This window comes from Pseudomonas sp. 3-2, from assembly GCF_019710535.1.
GTDB classification, from domain to species: Bacteria; Pseudomonadota; Gammaproteobacteria; order Pseudomonadales; family Pseudomonadaceae; genus Aquipseudomonas; species Aquipseudomonas pharyngis.
In genome coordinates this window covers 2,716,514-2,728,855 of sequence record NZ_CP081200.1, presented here as the reverse complement: position 1 = coordinate 2,728,855, position 12,342 = coordinate 2,716,514, and the positions used below count along the sequence as shown (strand labels likewise).

Here is a 12,342-nt window from a genome sequence, read left to right as displayed (position 1 = left end):
CCCGTGACCGGCCAGTCATGGCGTCGATCCGCGGGAACCGCGAATCGACGCCGGTGTCGGCTCAGAGCCGGCGTTTGCGGTTGAGCGTCGGTATGGTGGTTGGTGGGACTTCCACCTGTTTTGCCTGGTCCGAGGTTTGCGCCGCCAGCGCGGCCAGAGTCGGCTGGCTGAACAGCGTTCGCGCATCGACGTGTAGCCCGGCCTGACGCATGCGCGCCACCAGACTGACCGCCAGCAACGAATGCCCACCCAGCTCAAAGAAGTGATCGTTGCGCCCGACCTGCTCCAGTTGCAGCACTTCGGCCCAGATCTGCGCCAGCCGGATTTCGACTTCGCCCTCGGGCGCCTCGTAGCGGCGACTGAGCACCGCCTCAGCCCCAGGTGCCGGCAAGGCTTTGCGGTCGACCTTGTCGTTCGGGGTCAGGGGTAATGCGTCGAGTTTTACATAGGCGCCCGGCGCCATGTACTCCGGCAAACGCTCGAGCACATGGGCACGCAAGGTTTCGATAGCTGGTGCAGCAAAGCCTTCGCGCACGGTGAAATACGCCACCAGCCGCTCGTCCCGCACCAGCACCACCGCTTCACGCACGGCGGGATGCTCGATCAGCCGTGCTTCGATTTCCCCCGGTTCCAGACGCAGGCCGCGCAGCTTGATCTGGAAGTCGTTGCGACCGAGGAATTCGAGGTTGCCGTCCGCCCGGTAGCGCACCAGATCGCCGGTGCGATACAGGCGATCACCGGCCACGAACGGGCTGTCGATGAAGCGTTCGGCCTGCATCTCCGGCAACCCCAGATAACCCCGCGCGACCCCGGCCCCGCCGATGTGCAGGTGGCCGCTGACACCGAATGGCACCGGTTGATCGTGGGCGTCCAAAACGTAGAGCCGAGTGTTACTCAAAGCCTTGCCGATTGGCACCACGGCCTCCGGCACCGGTTGACCCGGCTCCAGCGTCCAGCCGGTGCTGTCGACGGTGGTTTCGGTCGGGCCATAGACATTGTGCAGACGCACCCACGGCAGGCGCTCGCGGACGCGCCGGGCCAGTACGGCGGTCAGCTCACCGCCACCGTTGAGCACGTCGGTCAGGCTGGTGCACTGGCTGACATCGTCCTGTTCGATGAACTGTTGCAGCAGCGCCGGCACGAACTTGACCACGGTGATCTGCCGTTCGCGAATCACCTGGGTCACATAGGCCGAATCGCGATTGCCATCGGGACGCGCCAGCACCAGCCGCAGGCCGCAACACAGCGGCCAGAAAATCTCCCACACCGAACTGTCGAAGCTGAACGGCGCCTTCTGCAGCAGCGCACCATGCTCGGTCGGCGGGCTGATCTGCGAGCCCCAGTGCACCATGTTGCAGGCGCTTCGGTGCTCGATCATCACGCCTTTCGGCGTGCCGGTGGAGCCCGAGGTGTAGATCATGTAGGCCAGGTTTGAAGCGCTCAAACCCGGTATTTGCAGGTTTTCAGTCGATGCGCCCTGCCAGGTGCAGCGGTCGAAATCGATGACCGGCACACCCGGATCGCCCAACAGATTGCGGGTGGCGTCATGCACCAGCACCGCAACCGGCGCGCTGTCCTGCAACATGTAATGCAGGCGATCCAGCGGATAGTCCGGGTCCAGTGGCACATACGCACCGCCCGCTTTGAGAATACCGAGCAAGCCGATCACCAGATCCAGGCTGCGTTCGACACAGATCGCCACCCGCAAATCGGGTTGCACGCCGTGCTCGCGTAGATGATGCGCCAGACGGTTGGCCTGTTCGTTCAGCTGGCGATAGGTCAGTTGTTGCTCGCCAGCCTGCAATGCGATGGCGTCGGGTCTGCGCTGTACTTGTTGCTCGAACAACACCTGAAGCGGCTGATCGAGCGGACAATCGACTTCGCTGGCATTGAACTCGACCAGCAGTTGTTCTAGCTCCGCCGTCGGCAGGATCGACAAGCGATTCAGCGGCTGTTGCGGAGTCTGCTCCAGGGCATCGACCAGTGCCTGCAACGCGGTCTGCACGTAGTCGCCGATACGTTGAGCACCGATGCTCATCAGGGTCCGCGTGGTGATCTGCAAGGCGCTGCCCAAATCATCGACGCTCAGGGTCAGCGGGTAGTTGGTGCGCTCTTCATTTTCCAGGGTCTGAATGCCTTGCCAGGCTGGGTCCGACGCCGATTCCTGCGCCTCAAGGTCGGTGTGCCGATAGTTGAGCAACGCACTGAACAGCGGCGCCGGTGACGCGACACCGCTGCAACGCTGGGCCAGCGCCAGCGACGCATGTTCGTGCCCGAGCAAGTCGGTCAATCGGGCGTGGGTGAGCAGCACCGCATCGCGCGCGCCACGGTCCATGTCCACCCGCAATGGCAAGGTGTTGATGAACACCCCGAGCGCCCGGTCCGCGCCCTCGCCGCCCTGCATGCGGCCCATGAAAACGCTGCCGAACACCACATGTTCCTGCCCCGAGGTCGCCGCCAGCACCTGGGCCCAAGCCAGGTGAATCAGGCTGGCCACGCTGACGCCGGCCTGCCGCGCCTGAACACGCAAACGCCGATCCAGTTCCGGCGCAAGCGTGCGTACGGCTTCATCGATGCCGCGCCCGTCGCCCAGCACATCCTGCAAGCCGAACGGCAAAGTCGGCTCGTCGATATCGGCGAGCATCTCGCGGAAGAACGCTTCATGTTCCTGCTCGCTGACACCGAGCCGGGTCTGGGCCACGTAATTGCGATACGGCACCGCTGGCGGCAGCGGTTCGCCGTGCCCCAACAGGTTGGCGCGCATTTCATGGCGCAGGACTTCCAGCGCGATGTGATCCAGCGCCAGATGATGGAACAACAGAATTGCCACGATCCGCCCATGAGCCGGGTCGCGGGCATACATCAGCCGGATCAGCGGCGCCTGACTGACGTCGATGCGATAGCGACGAGCATCGAAGCGCTCGTGCAATTGAGTGAGGACATCGCCCTCGGCCGGATCGAGGGTGATTTCCTGCACCGGCAGTTCGGCTTCGCGCCAGACCACCTGAACCGGAGTGGTCAAGCCTTCCCAGACCACCGCAGTGCGCAGGATGTCGTGGCGCGCCATGACCTGACGCAGCGCCGCCGCATAGGCCTCGACCCGTTCGACACTGTCGAACGCCAGCTGCGATTGCAGCAGGTACGGATCGCCCTGCGCGGCGGTGATGTGGTGATAAAGGATGCCTTCCTGCAACGGCGCCAGCGGATAAATATCCTGCACGTTGGCCGCCCCGCCTGGCACCGTGGCGATGATCCGGTAGAGGGTGGCCTGATCCAGTTCTACCAGCGGCAACAGGTCCGGGGTGATCTGCGTGCAACCTGGCGGAATGCGGTTGGCCGGCACTTCGACCTCGCGGCCACTGCCCACTGACGCGGCCAGTGCCGCCAGGGTCGGCTGGCCGAACAGCACGCGTACATCGCTGCTCATGCCGAGCTGACGCATGCGCTCGATCAGGTTGACCGCCAGCAACGAGTGCCCGCCGAGTTCGAAGAAGTGATCGTGACGCCCGACCTTTTCGACTTGCAGTACGTCGGCCCAGATCTGCGCCAGGAGGATTTCGACATCGCCTTGCGGGGGTTCATATTCACGGCGGATCAACGCCTCCGGCCCCGGCGCCGGCAACGCCTGGCGATCCAGCTTGCCGTTGGCCGTCAGCGGCAACGCCGTCAAACGCACATAGGCCGATGGCAGCATCGCGCTGGGCAGACGGGTCTTGAGGTGAGCATGCAGCTGTGTGATATCCAGCGGCTGGCGTTCGGTGAACCAGGCCAGCAACTGCCCGTCGCGCACCTGCACCACCGCATCGCGCACCGATTCGTGGCTGCTCAACGCGGCTTCGATTTCACCGGGCTCGATGCGCACGCCACGGATTTTCACCTGATCGTCGTTGCGGCCCAGGTACTCGAGGGTGCCGTCCGGGCGCCAGCGTGCGAGGTCGCCGGTGCGGTACATCCGGGCGTTGGGCTGGCGGCTGAAAGGATCGTCGAGAAAGCGTTCGGCGGTCAGCTCCGGACGGTTGAAGTAACCCCGCGCCACCCCGGCGCCTCCGACGTACAGTTCACCGGCCACGCCAATCGGCACCGGGCGTTGTCGGTCATCCAGCAGATAGGCCGTGGCATTGCTCACGGGTTTGCCGATGTGCAGCGTCCGGCCCGGTTCGATTCGGCCCGAGGTGGCGACCACTGTCGCTTCGGTCGGGCCATAGTTGTTGACCACCGCGAACGTCTGCTGGCGATTGAACTGGCGCAGGCGATCGCCGCCGATCAGCAGTGTGCGCAAGGTCGGGTGTTCGAGGTGGCGGCTGAAGGCGTACTCGGCAATCGGGGTCGGCAGGAAACTCACGTCCAGCGGCTGCGCGCGCCACCAGTCGAGCAGCGCGTCGATGTCTTCGCCGCCGTCACGGGATGGCGCCAGGTGCAGGGTCGCGCCGGCACACAGCGCGGGCCAGACTTCCCAGGCCATGGCGTCGAACCCAAATCCCGCGAGGCTCGAAGTGTGGCGACCGGCACACAGATCGAAGGCCGCGCAATGCCAGTCGACCAGATTCGATAACGTGTGATGCTCGACCATCACGCCCTTGGGCTGGCCGGTGGAGCCAGAGGTGTAGATCACGTAGGCCAGATGTGCAGTGGTCAGACCCGAAACGTCGGGGTTGAGATCGTTGATCGGCCAGCCGCGCGTGTCGATTTCAATCACCGGCACGTCGAACACCGGCAAACGTTCGCGCAGATCGTGCCGGGTCAGGACCACGGCCGGAGCACTGTCGCGCAATAAATAGCTCAGCCGTTCCGCAGGATGAGCCGGATCGACCGGCACATAACCGGCGCCGGACTTGAGAATCGCCAGCAGCGCGACCAGCGTGTCCAGCCCTCGGCGCGCGACCAGCGCCACGCGGGCGTCGGGTCGTACGCCGAGCCCGATCAAATGATGGGCCAGGGCGTTGGCCTGTCGGTTCAGCTCGGCATAGGTCAGCCGCTGTCCCTGAAGTTCGACCGCTACCGCATCCGGGCGTATCGCCACTTGCGCTTCGATGCGCTGGTGGATGGTCAGGTTTTGAGGGTATTGCGCGCGTGTGTCGTTCCACTGCTGCAAGAGCGCCGATTCGGCCGGCAGGCTCAGGCTGAAATCACCCACCATCAGCGCCGGGTCTTCAAGCCCCTGCTCCAGCACCCACAGCAAGCGGCCGCTCAGCGCCGCGATTTCATCGGCGTCAAAGTAGGCCTCGTTGTACACCATGTACAAACTGTCCTCGTAGTCACCACGGCTGCTCAGCAGGTGCACCGACAACGGCGTGCCCTCTTCGTGGTTCGACACTTTGACCACCCGTCCCTGCGCCTCGCCGTAGCGGTATTCATGTGCATCGCGCTCATAGGACACGGTCACTTCGAACAACTGCGAGCGATCCTCGCGCAGCAAGCTGAGGGCACGGTTCATTTCGCTCAAGGGAAAACGCTGATGGCGAAAGTCTTTTTTCAACTCGTCGTGAATCGCCTTGACCAGCGTCTTGAATGACAACTCGCGGCCAAACCCCATGCGCACCGCGCTGACCTGGGTGAACAGCCCCAGGGTCGATTTGAACCGGGCGCCGGAGCGGTTGAGCAGCGGCACGCCCACCACCCATTCGTCACGCTGGGCGCTGCGGCTGAAATACACATGGATCGCTGCCAGCAGCACATGAAACGCCGATGCGCCGTACTCCCGGGCCACCTGTTTCATGCGTTCGTGCAAGCGAGCCGGAAACACCTGCGAGAAAATCCGCGTCGGTGCCGCAGCGCCGGCAAAGCGTTCCTGATAGCGCGGCAGCAACAGCGGTTCGGGACGATGCTGGTATTTGTCCAGCCAATACGCCCGGTCGCGGGCGTAGCGGTCGGACTGAAAATACCGCGCATCGTCACGGATGAAATCGACATAGGACGGCGCCGAATCGGGCGGCAATTGCCCGAGCGCCAGCGCGTTGTAGATCTCGTCGAGGGATTTGAGCATCTCGCCGAAACCCCAGCCATCGACGATCAGGTGGTGGGCCTGGAGTGACAGCCAATGGCAGTTGTCATCGAGCCAGAGCAGACGAAACCGGAACAACGGCCCGCCATCCAGCGTAAACAGTTGCTCGATGTTTTCCTGCGTCAGTTGACGCGCTGCGGCGTATGGATCGGGTTGGCTGCGTAAATCGTGCACCGGCATCGGCACCGGCATGGAACGGGCAAAACGCTGCAACGGCAGCCCATCCTCGCCGGCCCCCGGCAGCAGGCTGGTGCGCATCGCGTCATGCCGGGCCACGAGACCTTCAAGCGCCGCCTGCATCAGCACCGGATCCAGCGGCCCGGTCAGTTCGACATAGCCACCGATGTTGTACATCGGCGAATTTCCCTGACGCAATTGATCGAGCCAGATGTCGCGCTGCGCAGCGGTCAGCGGGAAGGCCTCGGAAATCGCGGACAGACCGTCCGCCGCGTCGGCAGCAAATTGGTTCATAAGATCCATCTCACGTGATTTGGCGCGTATTCAAGCATCGGCCCCGAAACCCGCGTGACACGTAAAACCCGGACAACACTCCCCACTTTGTACAGTTGTGCGAACCAACAGGGCCTGAGAAGTCAGCTAATCCCCTAAAAGTTCGGAAAGAAATGACTGAAAATCCTGTAGGACAATCGCCACACTCGACTACCCGCTAGCGCCCCGCAATGGCGCGGCACCGGGGTCCGAACCCCGGAATCCGGGGTTCGTACTAGATCGTACAGTCACAAACTACGAGTCCTTACACATTGATCTGACAGAAACGTGACGCCATTTTTTCGGAAATGGTGGCACTTTGTGTCCCTGTTTTCCCCTACAGACGTAGGACAAATGCATAGGCTTAAATCCCGTTCCAGATCGATTTTCAGGAGAAACAACTGGGTGGGCGTTTCACGGGTGCATGCACGGCAGACGATTCGGCAATGGCTCTAAATCAAGGATGACAAGGATATGAATCTGACCGGCAGTCTTCGCAACATGGAAAATCCGCACTTTTACTGGCAACTGGGTGAACTGATCGCCAGCACCGGCAACGAGCGTTTTGCCACCAACATGTTCCAGCTGGTCGACAACCTCGTTCCGGTCAATCGCGTCGATCTCAGTGAGTGGACCCTGGACGAACGGGAATCCAGCGTGGTCGAGATCAAGGCGTTGGGCAGCGCCGGTTTGCCGGACACCTTCCCGCCCCCGGCCCCGTTGCAGCACCCGGACGACCACCCGCTGCTGCAAAAGATGATCGAGATGAACGACTCGCTACTGATTCAATTGAAAGCCTCGCTCCAGCATCGACACCCGCACCACAGCGTTCACCAATGCAATCTGGTATCGCGCACGTCCAACCGCCGTTGCGTCATCTCGTTTTACCGCCCCCACACGCATCGGGTGTTTTCCCTGCCGGAACTGTCGTTCCTCAAGCGCCTGTCCGACACCTTGTTGCCATTGATCGAGCGCCACGCGCACATCAGTCGCCAAGTCACCGCCCGTCAACTCCGCGCGCCACAAGCCGATCACCCCCAGACGCCGTTGCAACAGGTGTTCGACGAACGCCTGGCGTTGGGCGACATCACCTTGTCGGTGCGCGAGAAAGAAGTCTGCCTGGGCCTGCTGACCGGCGGCACCGTGCCGCAGATGGCGGAAAAGTTGCGGGTCAAGAACAGCTCGATCGAGACCTACCTCAAACGTGCGGCCGCCAAGCTTGGGGTCAGCGGGCGACACGGTCTGGCGAAATGGATGGCCGGGGCCTGATCCGGCATTTTTCTCATTCCGGGCGCCCGGCGTCCGCCCTCATTCGTGAACGAGGCTGTTTGATGTTCAGATTGCCGATTTCCCTGCTGTCCGCCGTGATACTGCTGGGCGGTTGTTCGTTGATTCCCGATTACCAGCGACCGGCATCGCCGAGTGCCGCGCAGTATCCGCAAGGTCCGGCGTATGCTGCGCCGTCCTCGGTCACACCCCGCGCCGAGGACTGGCGTGCGCTGTTTAATGACCCGGCGTTGCAGCAATTGATTGAAAGCGCGCTGGTCAACAACCGCGATCTGCGGGTGGCCGCGCTGAATGTCGAGGCGTTTCAGGCGCAATACCGCATCCAGCGCGCCGATCTGCTGCCGGCGGTGTCGGCCAACGCCAACGAACTGCGTCAGCGGGTGCCGTCCCGCGTGACCCGCACCCAAGCGGCGATCACCTCGACCTACTCGGTGAGTCTGGGCATCAGCGCCTATGAACTGGATTTCTTCGGCCGGGTGCGCAGCCTCAGCGAGCAGGCATTGCTGACCTGGCTGTCCACCGAAGAGGCCCGGCGCAGTGCGCAATTGAGTCTGGTGGCCAACGTCGCCAACGCTTACCTGACCTGGCGCGCCGATCAGGAGTTGCTGGCGCTGGCCCGGGAGACGCTGGCCGCCGACGAACGAAGCCTGCACCTGACCACCAGCAACCGCGAGGCCGGCAAGTCCTCGGCGCTGGACCAGATTCAGGCGCAGACCAGCGTCGACAGCACCCGCGCAAGCCTCGCTCGTTATCAGCGTCAGGTCGCCCAGGACTTGAACAGCCTGACGCTGCTGGTGGGCGCGCCGGTGCCCGAGCATCTGCCGGCGCGTCCGCTGGACAGTGATCTGGTGGCATCCGTGCCGGCCGGGTTGCCGTCCGATCTGCTGCAACGTCGGCCGGACATTCTCCAGGCCGAATACAAGCTGCGCGCCGCCAATGCCAACATCGGCGCGGCGCGGGCGGCGTTTTTCCCGAGTGTCAGCCTGACCGCCAATGCCGGGACGTCCAGCCGCGACCTGTCCGGGCTGTTCAAGGGCGGCTCCGGGGCCTGGACGTTCCAGCCGCAGATCAACCTGCCGATCTTCAACGCCGGCAGTCTGCGCGCCAGCCTGGACTACGCGAAGCTGCAAAAAGAGATCAGCGTCGCCGAGTACGAAAGGACCATTCAGACGGCATTTCAGGAAGTATCCGACGGCCTCGCGGCGCGCCAGACCTACGAACAACAGCTCCAGGCCCAGCGCGATCTGGTGCAGGCGACCCAGGATTATTACGACATGGCGCAGCATCGCTATCGCAGCGGCGTCGACAGCAGCCTGACGTTCCTCGATGCCCAGCGTTCGTTGTTCAGTTCTCAGCAAGGGCTGATTACCGACCGGTTGGCGCAGCTGGTGGCGCAAGTGAATCTGTACACCGCGCTGGGCGGCGGCTGGAGCCCGGTCGAGCCGCCACCGCCAGCACCTTGAGTCATGTTTTCTTACACCTTTTGTCGCCTGTTCCGACATTGACAGGTGATCAAAAACAGACCTGCCGGATCATTTTGGTATCATGCGCCGCTTTTACGGTTAACCCCCCGCCTGTCCTGCCGACCGGCGGGCTCCAAAGGGCGGTATGAAATGACGGCTTTGTTGACTCGCCGCAAGGTGCTTGCGGGAATGGGCGTACTCGGTCTCGGCCTGCTCGCCGGCTGCGACACCCGCGGCGAACTGTCGTACAAGTACGGCAAGGATCTGAGCGACAAGATCCTCGGACGCACCTTCAAGCTCAAGGACACCGAAGGCAACACCGTGACGCTGTCGAGCTTTCGCGGCCTGATGCCGATGATCTTCTTCGGCTTCACCCAGTGCCCGGCGATCTGCCCGACGACGCTGGCCCGCGCCGCGAAAATCAAGAAGCTGATGGGCAAGGACGGTGACATCCTGCAAGTGGTGTTCATCACCCTCGACCCGGAACGCGACACCCCGGAAATCCTCGACGCCTACGTCAAGACCTTCGATCCAAGCTTCGTCGCGCTGTACGGCACCCTCGAAGAAACCAAGGCCACCGCCAAGGAATTCGACGTGTTCTACGAAAAAGTCCCGGCCGGCGACACCTATACCCTTTCCCACACCGCCACCAGCTACGTCTACGACACCCGGGGCACGTTGCGCGTGGGTCTGTCTCAATCGCTTTCTGCACAAGAGTGCACGGAAGATTTGCTTACCGTCATGGAGGTCTGCTGATGAACCCCTTTCTGAACCACATCAAACGTGCCGCACTGGGCCTGTCCCTGCTGGGCCTGGCGTTCCAGGTATCGGCGCAGACCAGGGTCGACGACGCCTGGGTGCGTGCGACCGTGCCGAACCAGTCGGCCAGCGGCGCGTTCATGAGCGTCACCGCCGACAGCGACAGCAAGCTGCTCAGCGTTGCTTCGCCGGCGGCCAAGGACGTGCAGATTCATGAGATGAGCATGAAGAACGACGTGATGAGCATGGGCCCGGTGAAGTCGGTCGACCTGCCGGCGGGCAAAGCCGTCAACTTCGATCCGAATGGCTACCACGTAATGCTGATGGGCCTGACCGCTCAACTGAAGGAAGGCGACAGCGTGCCGCTGACCCTGACCGTCGAAAACGCCAAGGGCGAAAAGGAAACCGTGGAAGTGAAAGCGCCGGTCAAGGCGCTGACCATGGAAGGCCACGATCACAGCAAGATGCATTGATCGCTGACTGACAGATTTACGCCTTCAAAAAAACAACAGGGGCGGCATGATCGATGATCATGCCGCCCCTTTTGCATCTGGATGTCAGACCAGTTTCAATTCGACCTCGATATTGTTGCGCGTGGCCTTGGAGTACGGGCACACCTGATGCGCCGCATCCACCAGCTGCTGCGCCGCGCCGCGCTCCATGCCCGGCAGGCTTACATTCAGTCGCGCCTGCAACAGATACCCTCCCGAGTTGGTACCCAAGTCCACTTCGGCATCCACCGCCAGGTCCGCTGGCAGGCTGATTTTCTGCTGCCCCGCCACCGCTTTCATCGCGCCGATGAAACACGCCGACCAGCCTGCGGCAAACAATTGCTCCGGATTGGTCCCGCCGCCACTGGAACCGGGCGACGACAGTTTTACATCGAGGATCCCGTCGGAACTGCGCGAGGCGCCGTCACGTCCGCCGGTGGTGTGGGTTTTCGCGGTGTAGAGCACTTTTTCGATCTGACTCATGGCGATCTCCTGAATGAAAAACAGCAGATTGTTCACTCGGCGCCTCCCGTCGCAGCCTTGAGGTGCGCCACCGGTTTCACACAGCCCTCTCACTATAGACGCGGGTTTGTCGCTCACTCGGGCAATGGACGTACGGGTTGTTCAGAAATGACGGCCGTTCAACTCCCCGCCCCACCATGCGCCTCTTCAAAGAAATAATCCTTCCAGCTGTCCGCCTTGTTTTTCAGCACACCCAGTTCCTGCAATTTCTCTGCATAGATAAAGGTGCGTTGCGGCACCACGGTGAAATCGATTTCCGGATCGGTGACGATTTTCTCCACCAGCGCCAGCGGCAACTTCGACTGCTCGACACGAATGTAGGCTTGGGCCGCCGCAGGCTTGTCGGCCTTGATGATCTTCTCGGCCTCGGCCAGGGCGTCGTAGAACGCCTTGTAGGTTTTCGGGTTTTCGTCGTGGAATTTTTCCGTGGTGTACAGCACGTTGAACGTGGCCTGGCCACCGAGCACGTCGTAGGAACTCAGCACTTTGTGCACGTTGGGATTCTGCAGCGCCTGATACTGGAACGGTGGGCTGGAGAAATGCGCGTTGATTTCCGAGCCGCCAGCGATCAGTGCAGCCGTGGCATCCGGGTGCGGCAGGCTGACGGAGATGTCGTCGAATTTCTTGTACTGGTCATTGCCGAATTCCTTGGCCGTTTCGATCTGCAGCGTGCGTGACTGGAAGCCCACACCCGCTGCCGGCACGGCGATGCGATCCTTGTCGCTGAAGTCCTTGAGGGTTTTGACGTTCGGGTTATTGGTCAACAGGTAGTTGGGCATCGAGCCCAGCGAAGCGATGGCCTTGACGTTCTGTTTGCCTTTGGTGCGATCCCACACGGTAAGCATCGGCGGCACGCCCGCCGAGACCACGTCCAGCGATCCGGTGAGCAGCGCTTCATTCATGGCGGTGGCGCCGGAAATGCTGTTCCAGTCGACCTTGATGTCCAGCCCCTGGGCCTTGCCGTGTTTCTCGATCAATTGCTGATCGCGCACCACATCCAGAATCAGATAACCGATGCCGAATTGCTGGGCGATGCTGATCTTGCCTTCGGCTTGTGCAGTGTTGCCGAGCAACGCGCCGGCCAGCGAGGCCGCCAGCAGCGTCAGTGCAGAACGTTTGAACGGTAGGGCCATGACAACCTCGCAACGATTTATAGAGAAATCTGTGAGGCCGGACTCTATCGCTATAAAAAACGAAATTTAAATACCGTTATCGCATATTGATATCACCTGAACGTCAGACTTGCAGAAACGCTCGCAAGTCCGCGCCCTAGCCATCGACACCGCTGCAGCCAGCTGCTCGGCGACATCTTTAAGCTGACCGCTTCGGA

The 12,342-nt window shown here is 62.1% G+C and carries 7 protein-coding genes; 4 read left to right on the top strand and 3 right to left on the bottom strand.

All coding sequences use genetic code 11. The annotated features are described in order from the left end of the window. Nucleotides 1-61 precede the first annotated feature (61 nt). On the bottom strand, nucleotides 62-6,472 hold the full coding sequence (locus K3819_RS12425) for a non-ribosomal peptide synthetase (protein ID WP_221399413.1): 6,411 nt from the start codon (nucleotides 6,470-6,472) through the stop codon (nucleotides 62-64). A 492-nt stretch (nucleotides 6,473-6,964) separates the two neighbouring features. Here K3819_RS12425 and K3819_RS12420 point away from each other — a divergent pair, with 492 nt between their 5' ends. The 4 genes from K3819_RS12420 (at nucleotide 6,965) to K3819_RS12405 (ending at nucleotide 10,472) form a co-directional block, all read left to right on the top strand. Continuing rightward, nucleotides 6,965-7,759 carry a helix-turn-helix transcriptional regulator gene (locus K3819_RS12420; RefSeq protein WP_085613085.1) on the top strand — a complete coding sequence of 265 codons (795 nt, stop codon included), beginning with the start codon at nucleotides 6,965-6,967 and terminating at the stop codon, nucleotides 7,757-7,759. A 62-nt stretch (nucleotides 7,760-7,821) separates the two neighbouring features. After that, nucleotides 7,822-9,240: an AdeC/AdeK/OprM family multidrug efflux complex outer membrane factor gene (adeC, locus tag K3819_RS12415; protein ID WP_221399412.1), complete on the top strand. Its 1,419-nt coding sequence runs from the start codon at nucleotides 7,822-7,824 to the stop codon at nucleotides 9,238-9,240. A 150-nt stretch (nucleotides 9,241-9,390) separates the two neighbouring features. Beyond that, a complete protein-coding gene (locus K3819_RS12410; protein ID WP_039770777.1) occupies nucleotides 9,391-9,996 on the top strand; it encodes an SCO family protein in 606 nt (201 codons plus the stop codon). Next, the gene (locus K3819_RS12405; protein WP_221399411.1) at nucleotides 9,996-10,472 is read left to right on the top strand and encodes a copper chaperone PCu(A)C; all 477 of its coding nucleotides are present in this window, start codon (nucleotides 9,996-9,998) and stop codon (nucleotides 10,470-10,472) included. The genes K3819_RS12410 and K3819_RS12405 overlap by 1 nt, the downstream gene beginning before the upstream one ends. A gap of 84 nt (nucleotides 10,473-10,556) precedes the next feature. On the opposite strand, the gene K3819_RS12400 is transcribed toward K3819_RS12405, so the two are convergent. Beyond that, nucleotides 10,557-10,973 (bottom strand): organic hydroperoxide resistance protein, encoded by a 417-nt coding sequence (locus K3819_RS12400; protein WP_007956881.1) that lies wholly within the window; start codon nucleotides 10,971-10,973, stop codon nucleotides 10,557-10,559. A gap of 158 nt (nucleotides 10,974-11,131) precedes the next feature. Then, on the bottom strand, nucleotides 11,132-12,145 hold the full coding sequence (locus K3819_RS12395) for an ABC transporter substrate-binding protein (protein WP_085608945.1): 1,014 nt from the start codon (nucleotides 12,143-12,145) through the stop codon (nucleotides 11,132-11,134). Between the last annotated feature and the right edge of the window lie 197 nt (nucleotides 12,146-12,342).